The sequence below is a fragment of the Luteolibacter pohnpeiensis genome (assembly GCF_016595435.1).
Taxonomy (GTDB): Bacteria; Verrucomicrobiota; Verrucomicrobiia; order Verrucomicrobiales; family Akkermansiaceae; genus Luteolibacter; species Luteolibacter pohnpeiensis.
In genome coordinates this window covers 135,013-151,706 of the sequence record NZ_JAENIJ010000008.1, presented here as the reverse complement: position 1 = coordinate 151,706, position 16,694 = coordinate 135,013, and the positions used below count along the sequence as shown (strand labels likewise).

Below are 16,694 nucleotides of genomic sequence, written 5' to 3'. Positions count from 1 at the left end.
GTTTTGAAACCGCCCTCCCTCATCGATTGGTCGCGCTGGATTCCAGAGATCCAGGCGACCATCATGTTCATCATCCGGGACGGGCGGATTCTTTTGATCGAAAAAAAACGCGGCCTCGGAGCGGGCAAAATCAACGGTCCCGGCGGGAAAATCGATCCCGGCGAGACACCGCTTCAGGCTGCGATTCGCGAAACGCAGGAGGAACTTCACGTGACTCCTGCCGATCCGCGCAAGCTCGGCGAGCTGCACTTTTGGATGAGCCAAGAAGTGCCGCACATCCTCTGCCACGTCTATCGCGCCGACGATTTCACCGGCATTCCCACGGAAACCGAGGAGGCAGTCCCGGTCTGGACTCCGCTTGATAAAATTCCCTACGACCGGATGTGGGAAGACGATCGGTATTGGCTTCCTCTTTTGTTAGAAAATCAAAGTTTCCTCGGCAAATTTGCCTTCGAGGGCGAAACTTTGATAACGCGTGAGATTGCCACCGATCTCTCTAGCGACCCTCTGAGATCCTGAGGTTGTTAGAATTTCGACGCGTCGTTCTTTGCGAATCCGGCCGCCGCTTTACCGGCGGCTTCTCCGGTGGCGAAACAAGTGCCCATCACCCGGATTGATGCGTGCGCTTCGTGGTCGGCTGAAATACAACGGCCAGCGACGAAAATCCCATCCATCCCCTTCGGCTTCAAGCAACGCAAAGGAATCCCGGCAGGCTTCTGGTCCATTGGAAATTTCAACTTCGGCCCTTTGGCATTCTCTCGAAATTCCATCGGCCAGGCGGCCAACGCGATCTCATCCTCAAAACGTCGGGACTGCCGGATATCGTCACCTGTTAGAACATATTCACCCATCCAGCGTCGACTTTCACGCACGCCCGCTCGCACCGGCCAGTGGCTCACGTAGGCATGACTCCAGTGATCCGCATTTTCCTTCAGGTAGCGGATGGCATCGGATGCAATCCGACGTCCTGAAAGCTCCAATTGCCCGAGGCATGCTGCGTCTAACGGATCGTAATTTGCAGTATCCTCGCCGCCTGTTAGATCAATCGTGCCAAAAATTTCCCCTGCGCGACCCGATGCTCTGAAACTCAGGCCCAACGTTGCTTTGGACAGCTGCCCACACCGGATGCCTTCGACCACCGTGCCCGCAATCCTCAACCGCATGGCATCGTCAAAGCCGACCACGCCTTGAATGCCGAACACGTAGGCTGGCCTTTGCAATCGTGGAGCGTGGGTCATTTCCGTTTCACACTCCAGAAAATCGGCAACCACCGCATCGCCGGATGCATCGACCAACGCCTTGGCATTGAGAAACTCAGATCCGCCTCGCCCCGCCAAACCGAATGACCAGAGCGAATTTTCCCGTTTCACTGACACGACTTCGGAGTGGAATCGAACGGTTAGATGCGGTTCGTTGGCGACCAGCTCATCCGCGATGTTCACAAACTCGACCGGATGTTGGGGCAGAACTTCCACCCGCCCCATGCGAATCGGGCCGAGGCCTGTCGCGGCAATCATGCGCCGCGCCATTTCCTCAGCAAATCCGGAATTGGCGAGAACCGGATTTCCAACCTCACCTTGAAGATAGAGGCCGCAAAAGGTATGCACCAGCGAGGCAGTCCCCATTCCTCCGAGGAAACCGTAACGCTCTAACAAAATGGTCCGGGCACCGAGGCGAGCCGCAGTTACAGCAGCGGCGAGACCGGCACTGCCACCACCGACCACCGCCACATCGTATGCCACGGGTTCCGGATTCATGACTGCTTCCGGCAAATCAACTCTGCCAACGCTTGGGCTGTTGCCAGATTTTCGCGATTGATATCTGCGGGGCCAAGCACCACGCCGTATTTTTCTTCAGCGAGAACCACGAGTTGCATCACCGCCATCGAATCCAAACCAGCGGCAAATAAATCGCCGTCCTCGGGAAATCCGTCTTCGATTTCCAATAGCTCCTCAGCCGAAAGCCAATCCAAGACCTCACTCGCATTCACCATGCCGAAAACGCTGCGCGGAGCCATCATGATTCGCAAGCGGAAAGCCGTCAGGATCTGCAGTGCAAATGTCGGATTAAGTCAGCCGTTGCTGTATTGCTTCATCAAACGCTCGGCCAGTTTCTTCAAATCCTCGACCGGGATGGCATAACTTTCCGCACGATTTGCCCGCGCGATGTTCATGCCCAGGCACCTGCCCTGCAAGTCGAGCAACGGACCACCGATCATCTCCTTGTTAGCGATGATGTCGTGCTGCAGTACACGAGGAAATCCGCTCCGCCGCTGTGAAAACGCACCACTCATCGTGTCATTTCGAGTCAAAGGGCCAGGTTTGAGCAAGGGCTCCGCAGTGATTTCCTTGCCGTCTCTCAAGACCATCATTTTCACCGCCGTGCCTGCGCGGCGCTCCTTCATCACTTCAACCACATCATCGAAACTGCCGATTTGATGGCCGTCTATTTCAACGATCTGATCGTCCTTCTTCAGCCCCGCCAAACTGGCGCCGCCTTTCGGGTCCAAATCTTCGATGATGACGGCACCCGACTTTTCCTGAATGGAAATCCCCAGATTACCACCACCATCGGGGATGGTTCGGGTTTTCGCGCTGATGATGCCGACCAAGGCACGCCTGGCTTTGAGGCTGGTTGCACCGTTCGCGACCACCCACGTTCCCTGGGGCACATCGCTCGATGGCGCATAACTGACCGGTGTTAGATCCGTCGCCTCGATTTTCAGTAAGGCCACATCCCAATCCTCATCCGTGCCGAGCAGCTTCACCTCGCGATAAAGATCGGTATCCACCCGAACCCAAAGATTGCTCACTCCAACAAGCTCGCTCGCCTTCGCCAGGATGTAGCCGTCTGCTGAAATCACCACGCCATATCCAATCTCGGCGCGTTTATCCAGAATCACCGCACTCGATGTCTGAAGGACCTGGCGTTGCATTTCAAAAGCCGCCACGACTGAATTTCCATTCCGACGATTGGCCGTTTCCAGGGTCTGGGCTGCCTGCAATGACCCAGCAAGCAACAGTATGAATGGAATCAGTTTAGCGTTCACCAAGTCTCAATTTCAGGGTTTCCTCTTTGCCGTTTTTCCTCAGCATTTCGAGCTGCAGTGGATCACCGGCAGCCATCTCATCCAAAAGCTCCACCAATTGATCCTTGGTGGTGAGCTCGGTGTCGTTGAATTTCAAAATCACATCTCCTTCTTCGATCCCCGCTTCTTCAGCCGGCGATTCACGGCCGACTTTGGTGACCGACAAGCCTCCCTCCGGGCGTGGTTCCGCAGCCACGCCAAGAAAACCGGAGCCTTTTTTAGGCCTCTCGGCAAATGGACCATCGCCAAGAAACTGCGATGCCAGCATCTCATCCCAATGAGCGGTGAACTCCGACATGGGAACGTGCATGTTCACTGGCAGGTTCGTGCCTACGCGGGAGTGAATGCCGATCAGCTTGCCATTCAAATCAAACAACGGGCCGCCTGAATCACCGCCGATCAGTGAGCAATCGGACTGAAAGGTTGAAGGCGAAATGCGAACCAGGCGCCCCAGCCGCAGAACCGATCCGCGTGCCTTGTCAAAACCACCGGAATGCCCCAACGCAAAAACCCAGTCGCCCAAGCGTGTCTGGTCATTGCGATCCAGTTCGACGAAAGGATACGGGCCACCTTTTGAATCGGTGATTTTCACCATGGCGGCATCCGTATTCGAAACCAATCCGAGACTTTCGCCATCGTGCTCGGTGCCATCTTCCATGATCACCTTGACCTTTCTTCCCACCCCGCCGCTGACGTGCGCAGCTGTTAGAATCAGCCCCTCTGGTGAAACAATCACGCCGCTGCCTGAGCCTTCTGCAATTTCGAGGCAGACTGTTGCCTTCCGTGCATGAGGCAACGCTTTGATCAGAGCCGACTGGATCGCCTCCAGATCCTGGAGATTTTCGGGAACCTTCTTATCGTTTACATAAAGCCGATCCTCCTGAGCCATGGCACCCAGTGGCAACATGGCCGTCAGCAAAAACATGGTGAACGCTTTCATCAATCGGTGAATCACCGGACCTTAAGCATAACCGCACGAATCTGCAACCCGCAGCTGATCAGGCCCGGCGCAAATAGTCCGGCATTTGGTCACGCTGACGTGCTGGCGGCAAATTCGCGGAGGCAAACGAAATCACAGCTCCAACACCCGCCGCATGGGATGCTCCCAACCGAGGTTCGGCATCGAGATCGGCAAAAACGAATTGTGCCCGACGGCGCCAGTGGATTGCCAGGACCAAAACTCCGATCGCGACAAACAAAACACAACCCGCAACCGGTCCCCAATCCTTGAGGAATTTCACCACATTCTCTTCCAAAACCACTCTGGCAGAAACCGGCTTTTCGGGCACCGGACTAACCTCCGCCACTGCTGGAGTCGCAGGGGTAAAATTTCCCTCCAGCGTTCGCTCCATCCAATACAGACGGATCGACATCTGCATCGTAAATGCCTTCAGCTGAGCTGCAGGGTCATCTTTCGCCATCGTCTTCAGCACCGAGCTCTCCATCGCGCGGCGTTGCTCAGGAAGGGCAATTTTCCCAGATAGCTCGGGGCTCAGTGCCATTTCTGAACGTTGCGGATCTCCCAAATAATAGAAGACTACCGCCGCTGGCCGACCTGTGGAAAATAGCCGTTCGACGAATTCTTCCGATCGGACTTCGCTAGGAATTTCCTGGATTTTCCCGAAGACGTAAACGAAAAGGTCAATGGCGGAATCTCCCGCGTGGTATTTCAGAAAACCAAGCTGGCTCGCTGATTCATCAGCATTCAGCAAGCCTTGAGGATCGATCAGAAATTGCGTTGGCCGGTTTTCGAAGTAAGCGTCCAGAAATTCATTTGGAACAGGATCCAACGGCGCATCTGATTCAGCCAAATCTTCTGGAGTAGGCGGTGCCACATCGACCGGCTTCAGAGAATCAAGCAGCGACATCTCAAGCTCCGGATCTGCAGCGAGGCCATGATTCAAAATTTGGTCCCCGGCGATCCATCCATCTTTGATGGCCTGTTCACGCTCACCATCCAGCCAACGAGGCAGTGGCATTTCTTCGGCCAACAGCGAACCTGTAAAAACTGCCAGCAATAGCAAAGGCAGCTTCATCGGGCTACCTCCTGAGATTTTGATGGCCTTGAATTAGAAGTCTGATGGCCTGATCGGATTTTTTTAATCAGGTCCCGCTTGGATGCGGCAGGTTGATGTTTTTTCTCGAATCGCTCCGGATCACGACGCGCTTGCCGCGAGCGCTTTTTCAACACACCTGCGAGGTGATCGACCAACCTTACGATCCCATCCGCATACTTGCCCTCCAGCCAATGGGCGTGGGCACGCGACAATGAAAGAAACGTATCCGCTTGATCCAGGTATGGATCTAACAAATAGCCAAAGGTGATGGTCGCAGCCTTCGATTCGGGATCGATGGTCAACAAAATCCCAGCTTCGTTGGGAATTTCCACTGGAACATCTTCGAACGCACCCCGATTCAACAACCAAAATCCGAACTGGCGGATGTTTGCAACTTCACCAAGCGACCCGGTATAAACGGCAAAAAACAGCTGTGGAAAACTGCGGGAGAACTTCGCCAGCGCAGCTTCAACCCGAGCACGATCGCCACGCCGAATCAATCCAGCAGCATCGGTAAGACGTCTCAACCTCACTTCCTCAGCACCGAACGCAAAGTCTGCATCCGCCAACGTAAACCCACAATGCGGGCACGATTCCGCCGCACGGTGGATTTGTTGCACACAGCGAGGACACTTCATCTCAATCTCAGGATAAGCTGAGACTACGATGCAGCCCGTAGTTCGTCAAAGTGAATGATTAAGAAAACTTAAATTTTATTGCGCAATTCTAACGCAAATCCCCCAGGCGCTCCAACTCAGCCATTCTTCAATAGTGCTGCTGCGTAGAAGCCATCGAAGCCGGTCTGGTGTGGAGAAACGGGTTTTTCTTTGATCAAACTGAAACCACCGGACGCAATCAAACGGTCAACTTGCTGGCGGTTCTCGGATGGCAGGATCGAGCAGGTGGCGTAGACCAGCCGACCACCGGGCTTTAGCATGGCGGTGTAATTTTCTAACAATTCCTGCTGGATTGCTCTTACGCGATCCAACTGGGCCGGCTTCAACCGCCATTTCAGATCCGGCTGACGTTTAAGGGTTCCGAGTCCCGAGCATGGTGAATCGATCAACAATCGATCGGCCACCCCGGCGAAATCCTCGGCCATGGTCTCGACGATGAGCTTGGTCTTGAGGCAGCTAGCGCGGGCACGTTTGGCACGGCGCTCCAGCTCCGATAGCTTTTTCTGGTCCACATCCATGCCAAACACCCTGCCCTCGTTTTGCATCAGCGCCGCCAAATGCAGGGACTTCCCGCCGGCACCAGAACAGGCATCGATGATGCGTTCACCCGGTTGCGGATCGACCAGAGGAGAAATCATTTGTGACCCGGCATCCTGAATTTCGATCCGTCCGTCGAGCCGCAGCGGCTTCGGCAAAACTTTTCCGGCCGGAAGGACGAGGGCATCCGGCAAGCCTGGGACTTCGCTGGCCGTGACGTGATTCTCCGCCAACCAGGAAATCGCCTGATCGCGAGTGGCACACAGCGTGTTGACCCGTAAATAGACAGGCGCGCGTTGGTTGAGCGCGGCGATTTCCGCATCCCAGGCATCGCCGAGTTCTACAACACCCAACTCGTCCAGCCAATCCGGGATTGACTCACGAATCGCTCTTGGCTGGCCAGCGATTTCCGCTTCCCGACTGCGGATCTCGTCCACAGAAGCGCCATTGTAGTTCCACCAATCCGGCAAATCATAGCCCATGCGCACCCATTGCGCCGCGCAGAGCGCCGTGGTTTCTTCACTATCCACCAAAAATCCGAGCACTCGCCGCCAGCGCACAACCTCAAACACCGTCTCAGCGATGAAGCTGCGATCGCGCTTGCCCCAACGCGGATTCGCATCGAATGCGGCGGCCAATTCGTGATCCAGAACGCGATGTTCCCGGAAAACGGATTTCGCGATTTCGGCGGCGGCTTCGGCCAACAGGCGGTGCATTCTCATGCCGCCATCCTTCCTGAATCGCGGCCGACGACAAAGGCTTTCTTCATTCGACTTCCAATCTTTCTCGAACAATGATCATTCTCCGCCTGTGCCGACTGTCCGAATCAAATACCAAACTTTCCATCCATCCATCTGGCCGAAAATGATCGGCGAGGTTTCCCGTGACGCGACCCCAGGTGCCCTGGTCCAGGTGCTGGGAAAAGAAGGCACACCTTTTGGCTGGGGACTGTGGAATCCGAAGTCGCGCATGCCGCTGCGTGTGGTCAGCCACTCGCTCGACGATCTCGACGAAACCTTTTTCGAAGACGCAATCCGCCGCGCCGCCAGCCTGCGCCGTGAAGTGTTCAAACTGGACGAAGAAACCGACGCCTATCGCGCGATCCACGGCGATGCCGATTTCCTGCCGGGCCTGGTCGCTGACAAATTTGGCGATGTGCTTTCGCTCGAAATCACCAACCTCGCCGCTTGGCAGCGCGTTCCTGGCTGGTTGCCCTTGCTCCACGAATGCTTCGATACCCGCCGGACCATCATCAGCGTGGACCCGGATTTAGGACGGATCGAAGGCATCCCCCGCTACGGCGGCCCGGAATCGGATCAAATCCGTAGCGTGAAAATCCGTGAAAATGGGGTGCGTTACGAAGTCAACTTTGCAGACGGTCACAAGACCGGATTCTTCTGCGATCAACGCGACAACCGCGCGAAATTTGCGAAACTCGCCGCCGGAAAATCCGTCCTTGATCTCTGCTGCTACACCGGTGGATTTTCCGTCTCCGCCGCGCTTGCCGGTGCGGCGGATGTGACGGCTGTCGATCTGGATGAGGCCGCAATCGAAATGGCCAAACGCAATGCCAACCTGAATTCGGTGCGCGTGAAATTCACCCACGCCGATGCCTTTACCTGGATTCGCACCATGATCGAAAATGGCCGCACCTGGGACCTGGTGATCGCGGATCCACCAAAATTCATCCATGGCCGCGAAGACGAAATCGGCGTAGCAAAGTATGCGGACCTGAACAAACTCGCCACCCAACTGGTGACACCCGGCGGCTTGTATGTCACCTGCTCCTGCTCCGGTCACCTCAGTGCGGACGCGTTTGAACGCATCGTGATTTCATCCACCCACCGCCAAAACAAGCGTCTGCAAACCTTCGATCGCACGGGCGCCGGTCCGGACCATCCCACGCTCTCAAATTATCCGGAATCCCGTTATTTGAAGCTGATCTGGTCGCGCTTGATTTAACGGCGGCGTGAATTTCACTGCCTGGTCACGATCCGATAAATCAGGAATCCGATTCCCAAAAGGATGACGGCGCCAAACAGAAACAATCCGGCAAACGGATGAATCACCATCACAGCCATCGCGACTAGCATCAGTGAAATCGCGATCAGGGTTGGAATTCCAAATTTCATAAGCAGTGGCCACGCGTTCGCTGGTCCTCGAAGACTCAATCAGGATCAGCAAATTCGCAAAGGAATCAATCGGAATTCCGATTGAACACCACCTGCGGCGAAATCTCGCTTGACGTTCGCCGTCGGCAATGCAAGTAACCGCTTACATGCAAATGGACGAGGAAACGCAGGAGCAATCGACCGAACAGCGGCTGCTATGTGCCGCTCGAGAAGTTTATTCCCGGGAGGGAATTGCCAAAGCGACGACTCGTGAGATTGCCAAAGTCGCCGGTGTCAATGAGGTCACCCTTTTTCGCCGATTCCAGAGCAAGCAGGGATTGCTCGCTGCGGTGCTTGAGGAAACTTTTCTGAACGTCGCAAAATCCCCTGGTTGCCGCACGGTCGCCGATGGCGCGACTTTGAGAGACATCGTCACCTTTTATGCCAATGCCGATTTTGATCGGATCAATAACAACATCTCGTTGATGCGGGTCATCATCGGTGAAAGCCACCGCCTGGGTGAGCTGGAATCTGAAGTTTTGCTGCGAATTTTCCGCCCATGGAAAGAGGAGTTTGCGGGCAAACTGCAGGAAGCAAAAGACCACGGATTGATGCGAGCGGACCAAGAGCCAATCATCGTGGTTGATCAATTGAGTGCGATGATCTTCGTCGGCGCATTGCGGGCAGATACCCGCCGCTGCATCAACTACACGCCGGAGACTTACCTGTCCGCCTGCATCGAAAATATTCTGCGGGCCATCGCGCCCTGAAGCCAAACGCATGAGCGAATCACCCACTTTGTACGGCGCGGATCCCGCGTTCCTGTCGCCACTTGCGGCCCGATTGTTAGAGCGTGGACTGCTGAAATGGATCATCGCCATCAGCGCCTCGCTGGGGGCGATTCTGGAGGTGATCGATACCGTGATCACCAACGTCGCGCTCGTCGACATCCGGGGAAATCTTGGCGCGAGTTTGTCGGAAGCGGGCTGGATTTCGACCAGCTACGCATGTGCAAACGTCGTCGTGATTCCACTTTCCGCGTGGCTCGGATACCGCTTCGGCAAACGGAACTACTTTGTTTTTTCATTGCTGGGATTCACCGCGGCATCGCTGCTGTGTGGCCTCTCCACCAATTTGGGAATGCTCATTTTCGCCCGTGTGTTGCAGGGGCTGGCGGGCGGCGGATTGCTGGCGAAAGCGCAATCGATCGTCTTCGAGGCTTTCCCGGCAGGAGAACGGGCGGTTGCTCAGGCCATTTTCGGCATGGGCGTGATTGTTGGCCCTGCGATTGGTCCGCTGTTAGGCGGCTGGCTCACGGATAACATGGGCTGGCGCTGGATCTTTTTCATCAACATCCCGGTGGGACTGCTGGCCGTTGCCATGTCGCGGATTTTCATGCCTGTGGATGACAAAACGAAACTCAAAAAAGATTCGACCGTCGACTGGTCTGGAATCGGTCTGCTCGCCGTCGGACTGGCCTGCTTCCAGATCATGCTCGAAGAAGGCCAGCAGGAAGACTGGTTTGATTCACCGTTAATCTGCATCACTGCCATCGCCAGCGTCATTGGCATCGCCTTGTTCATCTGGCGTGAACTCACCACCGAACATCCAGCGGTGGATCTGCGGGTGTTGAAATATCCGTCCATGGTTGGAGGCACGATTTACTCCGCGATTCTAGGTATCGGCCTTTACGGGATCATGTTTGCGGTGCCGGTCTTCGTGCAAGATTACCTCCACTACACCGCGTTCCAGAGCGGCCAGTTGTTAGTCCCCGGTGCCCTGGTGTCAGCGGTCGGCATGATGCTTTTCGGACGAATCGGCAACATCGTCCCCCCCAGACGCTTGATTTGCATCGGCGCACTTCTCACCAGTGTCACGGGATTCCTGTTGATGAACATGAATCCGAACACCGGCTACGGCCAAATCATCCCGGCATTGCTGTTCCGTGGAATGGGAAGCGTGTTGATTTTCATGCCACTCAGCATCGCCACCCTCGGGCCATTGCCGAAAAAAGACATCGCCGCGGGTTCGGGGCTATACAGCCTGACCCGCCAGCTTGGCAGCAGCATTGGCATCGCCCTCATCACCACCATGCTTGCCCGTCGAGAAGCGCTTCATCGCAGTGTTTTGGTGGAAAAACTCACCGCCTACCGCCCGGTGGTTCAGGATCGGCTCAACACATTGACCGGTGGATTTTCCGGGTTCAATCCAGATCCGGTCGCGGTGAAGCATCAAGCCTATCAGCTGCTGGATCAGACTGTGAATGGCCAATCCACGCTGCTGGCGTTTGAAGACATCTTTTTCTACATCGCCATCATGTTCATCTGTTCGCTGCCGCTGCTTTTCCTCCTCGGAGGCAAAGGCGGAAAAGACGCATCCAAAGCCGCCGCTGCGGCACACTAAATTTCCCACGCCTCCCCCCTGATTTCATATGACAACGAAAGCTCTCACCACGCCCAGCGACATCCCTGAGACGGATGCGCCTGCCAGCAAAAGAAGCCGCACCGGGATCAAAGTGATCGCCGGCATCGCCGCCCTTGCCCTCGCCGCAACTGCTGGCAATCATTTCATCCGCCTTTCTTTATTCACAGAATCCACTGACGACGCCTACATCAGCGGCCACGTTCACCGGGTCAGCGCCAATGTTGCCGGTCCGTTGTTAGAAGTCCTCGCGGACGATAACGAATTGGTCAAAAAAGGTCAGGTTCTGGCAAAAATCGATCCTCGGGAATTCGACATCATGGAGAAAAAAGCCATCTCCAGCATGGAGCAGGCGCACGCGGCCGAGCTGCAAGCCGCTGCAAAAGCAGCCGAAGCACGCGCTGCCGATCTCCAGGCAAAGGCGGGCATTTCCAGCGCCGAGGCGGAAATCAAAGGCAGCGAAGCCAGACTCGAATTGGCGAAAATCACGCTCAATCGGAACGAATCCCTGCTCGGCAGCGACAACCCGGCCGTTTCGCAATTGGTGGTCGATCAAAATCGCAGCGAAGTCGAGGCGTCCGAAGCACAGCTCAATGCGTCCAAGGCAAATCTTGAGGCCGCGCAAGCCACTCATGAATCCTCGCAAGCTTCCATCCAGGCAGCCGAGGCGGATATCGCATCTGCCAAAGCGGAGATTGATGTGCAAAAAGCCGCGATCGATGACATTCATCGCCAGCTTTCCTACACCGAAATCATCGCTCCAGAGAGCGGGCGGGTCGGCGCAAAGAACGCGGAAAACGGCAACCGCGTCGAAGTCGGCCAGTCACTCTTTGCCTTGGTCGAGCAAGACTACTGGATCGTCGCCAATTTCAAGGAAACCCAGCTGAAAAAAATGACCGCCGGGCAGAAAGTCGACATCGAAGTCGATTCGTTAGGCGGCAAGCATTTCTCCGGAACGGTCGATAGCATCGCCCCGGCAACCGGCTCACAATTCGCGATTCTTCCTCCAGACAATGCCACTGGAAACTTCACCAAAGTCGTCCAGCGCGTGCCTGTGAAAATCACTTTCGATCCTGAATCGATTCGTGGATTTGAAGATCAACTCCGCCCGGGTCTGTCCACGGTAGTGCGCGTCCAGACCCATTGAGAGGCGACTCAGTCCTTCACCTCGATTTGCGTCGGGTCCCAATCGACCTTCGGGAAATCCATATTCAGGCTCTTCAGCGTGTCGCACATGATCTGCGCCACGCATAAATTGCGATACCATTTGCGATCCGCCGGGATGACATACCACGGTGCAAATTCCGTGGACGTTTGTTCTAACACATCCTCGTAAGCACGCATGAACTCGCCCCAGCGGGCGCGATCGGCCAAATCATCCGGGTTGAATTTCCAGTATTTCGCAGGGTTCGCCAGACGCGATTCCAAGCGCTCTTTTTGTTCGTCCTTCGAGATGTGGAGGAAGAGTTTTACAATCGTTGTCCCCTCCTCTGCCAACATGCGCTCGAACTCGATCACATGACGCTTGCGGCGTTTCCAGACTTCATCCGGAAATAGATTTTTCACCCGCACCGCGATGATATCTTCATAGTGGCTGCGATTGAAAATCACCAACTCGCCATTTTTCGGCACCTGCTGGTGGATGCGCCAGAGGAAATCATGCGCCAGTTCGTTTTCGCTGGGCTTTTTGAACGCCTGGACGCGGATTCCTTGGGGGTCGATCCGTGAAAATACATGCTTGATGCACCCATCCTTGCCACCGGTGTCCATCGCCTGGATCACCACCAGAACCCGATGCTTGTTTTGAGCGTAGAGCAGTTTCTGAAGATGCTGCAGTTCGCTTTGCATCGCTTCGAAAAGCGGTTCGCAGCTGCCTTTTGACTCATCTTCGAACAGGGTTTTTTCGCCGCTATCGATTTGGTCCAGATGCACATGGCTCCCCGGTTTTACCAAATATCGTTCGCGCGCTTCTTTTACGGCCATGAAGAGTTATCCCTCCACTCCGCATTTTTGACAAGCGAAGTCTCGCCCAAAGCAGATTTGTCACCGATTTCGGGATTGAAAATGAGCTAGTCCGCAGTTTTATCAATGGATGCCGCCAGCGACGAAATCGAACGACCTCCCGGATAAAACGGCGTCAGCAGCCGTCACGCTGCAAACCGCCCTCCACATTGGAGCCAGTTCGGTGTCCATGATGGTGGCTGAATTTCGCGAAGATCACACGCTCGTCCCGATCGATTTCCTTGAGCAACCAGCTCCGCTCGCCCACGACATTTTCAAAAATGGCAGCGTCAGCGCCCAAACCACGGAACGCATCGTCTCCATCATCAAAGGCTACCAACGCTCGCTGGTCGAGCTGGGATATGATGGTAGCGACTTCACCCGCGCCGTAGCCTCAAACATTCTCGCTGAGGCCGCGAACCAAGACATCGTGATGAACCGCATCCGCATCGCCTGCGGGCTCCGCATCAATACGATTGATGACGGGGAAATGACACGCCTGATCTACCTAAAAACCCGAAGAAGATTGCAGGATCTGCCGGCCATGCACGACCAGAATACCCTGGTCGTCCACGTCGGACCGGGCAATACCCGCGCGCTTTTGTTTCAGAATGGCAGAATCAGCCGCTACACGTCCTACCGGCTCGGCACCCACCGCACCCGGGAAGCGATCGATGGCTCGCATTCGGAAGGACCCGGCTTCATTCGCGTCATCCGCGAGCATGCTTCGGGAAACTTGGGCCAGCTTCGCTTTGATTATTCCGATGTCGAAATCGAAGGCCTGATCTCGATTGGCTATGAAATCCAATCCGTGGCTCCATCACTCACGAAATCCGGCAAAGCCTGCTCGGTGAAAACACTACGGCAGGTCACCAATGAAGCCGCCAGCCTAACCGATGTGGAGTTGGTGAAACGCTTCCAGCTCGATTATCAAACGGCCGAAGCCCTGGTCCCATCACTGGAAATCAACCTGGCCATCGCCGAAACGCTGAAGCTGCCGGATTTGCAAATTCCTTTCAGCGAATACGAGCACGGCCTGCTGCACGATCTGCTTGTCTCACAAAATCTAACAGGAACCTTCGCGGATGAAGTCGTGCGCTCCGCACGCATCCTCGCCGCGCGCTATCAATCGGACGCCAGCCACGGCGAGCATGTCGCCAACTTGTGCGCCAAGTTTTTCAACGATTTGGCGGATCTGCATCAAATGACCGAACACGATGCGCTCTTGCTCCAGGTCGCTGCCATCCTTCACGAAGTGGGCACCTACATCAGCCCTCGCGCCCACCACAAGCATTCGGAATATATCATTCTCAACTCCGAGATCTTCGGTCTGGACCGTCTCGATATCACCATCGTCGCGCTGGTCGCACGCCACCACCGGCATTCCGGGCCCAAGCCGGAGCACCGCAGCTACGCGGCTCTGTGTATCGACGATCGCATCCGGGTTTCCAAACTCGCATCGCTGCTGCGCGTCGCAGACGCTCTGGAGCGCACGCACGTCCAGCGCGTGAATCAGATTGAACTTAAACGTGAACACGGCAAACTCGTCATCCGCCTCCCCGGCCTGGCTGATGCCGCAGTCGAACGCCTGGCGATGGACGCCAAGGCAGACCTCTTTGAACAAACATTCGGCCTGGCCGTGGTCATTGAAGAAGACAGCTGAACCAAAATCCCTTTCATCTAACATCTTTCACCGTTCCGCATGACCGTCCCCTATCTCAATCGCGAGCTTTCCTGGCTTGAGTTCAATCAACGCGTGCTCAACGAGGCATTGCGGCCGGATGTTCCCTTGTTAGAACGGTTGAAGTTTCTTGCGATCACCGCCTCAAACCTCGACGAATTTTTCCAGGTTCGTGTGGGCGGTCTCAGTTTGTTGCGCCGCAGCGGTCGCAAGACGAGCGATGCATCAGGCCTCACTCCGGCTAAAAATCTCGCCGCGATTCGCAGCCGCATTCTGGAAATGAGCGCCGCACAATACGAGCTGCTCAACCAAACGCTCCTGCCGGAACTGGAAAAGGCTGGCATTCGTAAACTGCGGCCAGCCGATCTCAATCCAGCACAGTCCGCCTACATCGCCGCTGTTTTCGAAGACGCGATTTTCTCCCTCCTCACACCGCTCGCAGTGGATGCCGATGGGACATGCCCGATCGTGCCCGCACTTCAGATCATCATCGCCTGCCGCCTGTTCGACCCGGAAACCGGCAAAATCCGCCACGCGCTGATTCCGATTCCTGAAATGATCGGCCGCCGTGTCCCGGTTACGAATGAGGAGAACAACTTCGACTACCTTCTCATCGAAGATGTCGTCGCCCTCCATGCGGACCAGCTGTTTCCCGGTGAACTGGTCAACGCGACAACCGCCTTTCGCGTGACGCGGAATGGAGACATCGCCGTGCAGGAAGAAGACCAGACAATCGATCTTTCGGAGAACATGGAAGATGTTCTAACAGCCCGCAAATTTGCCGGCACGGTTCGGTTGGAACTCCGCTCGAACGCACCGCGCGATCTTGCACGGATCATTCAAATCGTCACCGGCACAACCCCTCAGGATGTTTATCGAATCGATGGACCTCCTGGGCTGGCTGCATTCATGGACATTGTCGCCGTGCCTGGTTTCGACCATCTGCGCGACATCGATTGGCCGCCGCAAAACTCACCAGCCATCACGCCAGGCGCATCCATGTTCGAGACGATCGCGGCTGGCGATGTGCTGTTATTCCATCCCTACGAATCATTTGAGCCGGTGCTCCGCCTGATCGAAGAAGCAGCCGTCGACCCCGACGTTATCGCGATCAAGCAGGTCCTCTACCGCACTGCACGACGTTCTCGTATCGTGGATGCATTGATCCGTGCTGCGGAAAATGGCAAACATGTCACTGCCTTGGTTGAGCTCAAAGCACGCTTTGACGAAGCCAGAAACCTAACCCGGGCTGACGAGCTTCAGCGGGCTGGCGTCCAAATCGTCTACGGCGTGAAAGGGCTCAAGACGCATGCGAAAATTCTACTCATTGTCCGACGTGAGTCCGGTCACCTTCGCCGCTATCTTCACCTTGGAACCGGGAATTACAACGAATCGACATCCCGGCTTTACACCGATTTATCCTATCTAACCTGTAAGGCGGATTATGGAAACGATGCATCGTTGTTTTTCAATGCCGTCACAGGCAGATCCAAGCTGATCCGATTCCAGAGGCTCGTGCCTGCACCGAACGCGATGAAACCGAAACTTCTCGATCTCATCGCCGGAGAAACGGAACGCGCCAGCCAAGGACTCACCGCCCGTATCATTGCCAAAGTAAACTCGCTGCAGGATCCAGATATCATCAGCGCCCTCTACGCGGCATCTCAAGCTGGAGTGGAAATCAAACTCAATGTCCGCGGGATTTGCTGCCTGAAACCAGGTGATCCAAAGTTCTCAAAAAACATCGAAGTCATTTCCGTCATCGATCGATTTCTGGAACACGCGCGACTGTTCTATTTTCATCAGGGTGGAGATTCTGAAGTCTACATCGCTTCTGCGGACTGGATGATCCGCAACTTGGAAAAACGGGTCGAGCTCATGATCCCCATCGAGCACGCAGCTTCAAAGCGACGCCTCATCCGCATTCTCGATTCCTATTTCATGGACAACGTGCAAGCTTCCCGCCTGCTACCAGATGGCACTTCACAGCGCCTTACCAAGGAGCGTGGCAAGAAGGCCTTCCGCGTTCAGGAGCACTTCTATCAACAAGCGCGCAAAGCTGCGAAAGCCCGGGAACATGAAAGATCCATGACCTTTGAACCGCATGTACCTGCGGACTAA

Annotated in this window: 16 protein-coding genes; 7 read left to right on the top strand and 9 right to left on the bottom strand. The window is 55.4% G+C overall.

Annotated elements, in window-relative coordinates:
• Positions 1-3 precede the first annotated feature (3 nt).
• On the top strand, positions 4-519 hold the full coding sequence (locus JIN85_RS07290) for an 8-oxo-dGTP diphosphatase (protein ID WP_234047292.1): 516 nt from the start codon (positions 4-6) through the stop codon (positions 517-519).
• A gap of 5 nt (positions 520-524) precedes the next feature.
• Here JIN85_RS07290 and JIN85_RS07285 read toward each other — a convergent pair whose 3' ends face one another.
• From JIN85_RS07285 to JIN85_RS07255, 7 genes are all read right to left on the bottom strand, one after another.
• A complete protein-coding gene (locus tag JIN85_RS07285; RefSeq protein WP_200269139.1) occupies positions 525-1,757 on the bottom strand; it encodes an FAD-dependent oxidoreductase in 1,233 nt (410 codons plus the stop codon).
• On the bottom strand, positions 1,754-2,020 hold the full coding sequence (locus JIN85_RS07280; protein ID WP_200269138.1) for an acyl carrier protein: 267 nt from the start codon (positions 2,018-2,020) through the stop codon (positions 1,754-1,756). Before JIN85_RS07280 ends, JIN85_RS07285 begins: the two co-directional genes overlap by 4 nt.
• A gap of 51 nt (positions 2,021-2,071) precedes the next feature.
• The gene (locus JIN85_RS07275) at positions 2,072-3,049 is read right to left on the bottom strand and encodes a S1C family serine protease (RefSeq protein ID WP_200269136.1); all 978 of its coding nucleotides are present in this window, start codon (positions 3,047-3,049) and stop codon (positions 2,072-2,074) included.
• Positions 3,039-4,028, bottom strand: a complete 990-nt coding sequence (locus JIN85_RS07270) for a S1C family serine protease (protein WP_200269134.1) — start codon at positions 4,026-4,028, stop codon at positions 3,039-3,041. Before JIN85_RS07270 ends, JIN85_RS07275 begins: the two co-directional genes overlap by 11 nt.
• A 58-nt stretch (positions 4,029-4,086) precedes the next feature.
• Positions 4,087-5,124 (bottom strand): hypothetical protein, encoded by a 1,038-nt coding sequence (locus JIN85_RS07265; RefSeq protein WP_200269132.1) that lies wholly within the window; start codon positions 5,122-5,124, stop codon positions 4,087-4,089.
• Positions 5,121-5,783, bottom strand: coding sequence for a TPM domain-containing protein (locus tag JIN85_RS07260; RefSeq protein WP_200269130.1), 663 nt, complete (start codon positions 5,781-5,783; stop codon positions 5,121-5,123). Before JIN85_RS07260 ends, JIN85_RS07265 begins: the two co-directional genes overlap by 4 nt.
• Before the next feature lie 116 nt (positions 5,784-5,899).
• Entirely contained in the window at positions 5,900-7,081 is a 1,182-nt protein-coding gene (locus JIN85_RS07255; RefSeq protein WP_200269128.1) for an RsmB/NOP family class I SAM-dependent RNA methyltransferase, read from the bottom strand.
• A gap of 88 nt (positions 7,082-7,169) precedes the next feature.
• Between JIN85_RS07255 and JIN85_RS07250 the strand changes: the two genes are divergently transcribed.
• Entirely contained in the window at positions 7,170-8,321 is a 1,152-nt protein-coding gene (locus JIN85_RS07250) for a class I SAM-dependent rRNA methyltransferase (RefSeq protein ID WP_200269126.1), read from the top strand.
• Positions 8,322-8,335: 14 nt separating this feature from the next.
• On the opposite strand, the gene JIN85_RS07245 is transcribed toward JIN85_RS07250, so the two are convergent.
• Positions 8,336-8,491, bottom strand: a complete 156-nt coding sequence (locus JIN85_RS07245; RefSeq protein WP_200269124.1) for a hypothetical protein — start codon at positions 8,489-8,491, stop codon at positions 8,336-8,338.
• A gap of 128 nt (positions 8,492-8,619) precedes the next feature.
• Between JIN85_RS07245 and JIN85_RS07240 the strand changes: the two genes are divergently transcribed.
• Genes JIN85_RS07240 through JIN85_RS07230 form a run of 3 tightly spaced genes read left to right on the top strand, consistent with a single transcriptional unit; the run spans position 8,620 to position 12,038 of the window.
• Positions 8,620-9,240: a TetR/AcrR family transcriptional regulator gene (locus JIN85_RS07240; RefSeq protein ID WP_200269122.1), complete on the top strand. Its 621-nt coding sequence runs from the start codon at positions 8,620-8,622 to the stop codon at positions 9,238-9,240.
• A gap of 10 nt (positions 9,241-9,250) precedes the next feature.
• Complete coding sequence (locus JIN85_RS07235; RefSeq protein ID WP_234047291.1) at positions 9,251-10,873, top strand: DHA2 family efflux MFS transporter permease subunit; 1,623 nt, start codon at positions 9,251-9,253, stop codon at positions 10,871-10,873.
• 28 nt (positions 10,874-10,901) lie between these two features.
• Positions 10,902-12,038, top strand: a complete 1,137-nt coding sequence (locus JIN85_RS07230) for an HlyD family secretion protein (RefSeq protein WP_200269120.1) — start codon at positions 10,902-10,904, stop codon at positions 12,036-12,038.
• 8 nt (positions 12,039-12,046) lie between these two features.
• Here JIN85_RS07230 and JIN85_RS07225 read toward each other — a convergent pair whose 3' ends face one another.
• Complete coding sequence (locus tag JIN85_RS07225; protein WP_200269118.1) at positions 12,047-12,874, bottom strand: polyphosphate kinase 2 family protein; 828 nt, start codon at positions 12,872-12,874, stop codon at positions 12,047-12,049.
• Positions 12,875-12,983: 109 nt separating this feature from the next.
• Here JIN85_RS07225 and JIN85_RS07220 point away from each other — a divergent pair, with 109 nt between their 5' ends.
• Positions 12,984-14,555 carry a Ppx/GppA phosphatase family protein gene (locus JIN85_RS07220; RefSeq protein WP_200269116.1) on the top strand — a complete coding sequence of 524 codons (1,572 nt, stop codon included), beginning with the start codon at positions 12,984-12,986 and terminating at the stop codon, positions 14,553-14,555.
• 39 nt (positions 14,556-14,594) lie between these two features.
• Entirely contained in the window at positions 14,595-16,694 is a 2,100-nt protein-coding gene (gene ppk1 / locus JIN85_RS07215; protein ID WP_200269114.1) for a polyphosphate kinase 1, read from the top strand.

What these genes read in the sequence shown, in the direction of transcription:
- JIN85_RS07285 (WP_200269139.1), bottom strand. Translation starts at nt 1,757, where the DNA reads ATGAATCCGGAACCCGTGGCATACGATGTGGCGGTGGTCGGTGGTGGC.
- JIN85_RS07280 (WP_200269138.1), bottom strand. Translation starts at nt 2,020, where the DNA reads ATGATGGCTCCGCGCAGCGTTTTCGGCATGGTGAATGCGAGTGAGGTC.
- JIN85_RS07270 (WP_200269134.1), bottom strand. Translation starts at nt 4,028, where the DNA reads ATGAAAGCGTTCACCATGTTTTTGCTGACGGCCATGTTGCCACTGGGT.
- JIN85_RS07265 (WP_200269132.1), bottom strand. Translation starts at nt 5,124, where the DNA reads ATGAAGCTGCCTTTGCTATTGCTGGCAGTTTTTACAGGTTCGCTGTTG.
- JIN85_RS07260 (WP_200269130.1), bottom strand. Translation starts at nt 5,783, where the DNA reads ATGAAGTGTCCTCGCTGTGTGCAACAAATCCACCGTGCGGCGGAATCG.
- JIN85_RS07255 (WP_200269128.1), bottom strand. Translation starts at nt 7,081, where the DNA reads ATGAGAATGCACCGCCTGTTGGCCGAAGCCGCCGCCGAAATCGCGAAA.
- JIN85_RS07245 (WP_200269124.1), bottom strand. Translation starts at nt 8,491, where the DNA reads ATGAAATTTGGAATTCCAACCCTGATCGCGATTTCACTGATGCTAGTC.
- JIN85_RS07240 (WP_200269122.1), top strand. Translation starts at nt 8,620, where the DNA reads ATGCAAGTAACCGCTTACATGCAAATGGACGAGGAAACGCAGGAGCAA.
- JIN85_RS07235 (WP_234047291.1), top strand. Translation starts at nt 9,251, where the DNA reads ATGAGCGAATCACCCACTTTGTACGGCGCGGATCCCGCGTTCCTGTCG.
- JIN85_RS07230 (WP_200269120.1), top strand. Translation starts at nt 10,902, where the DNA reads ATGACAACGAAAGCTCTCACCACGCCCAGCGACATCCCTGAGACGGAT.
- JIN85_RS07225 (WP_200269118.1), bottom strand. Translation starts at nt 12,874, where the DNA reads ATGGCCGTAAAAGAAGCGCGCGAACGATATTTGGTAAAACCGGGGAGC.
- JIN85_RS07220 (WP_200269116.1), top strand. Translation starts at nt 12,984, where the DNA reads ATGCCGCCAGCGACGAAATCGAACGACCTCCCGGATAAAACGGCGTCA.
- ppk1 (WP_200269114.1), top strand. Translation starts at nt 14,595, where the DNA reads ATGACCGTCCCCTATCTCAATCGCGAGCTTTCCTGGCTTGAGTTCAAT.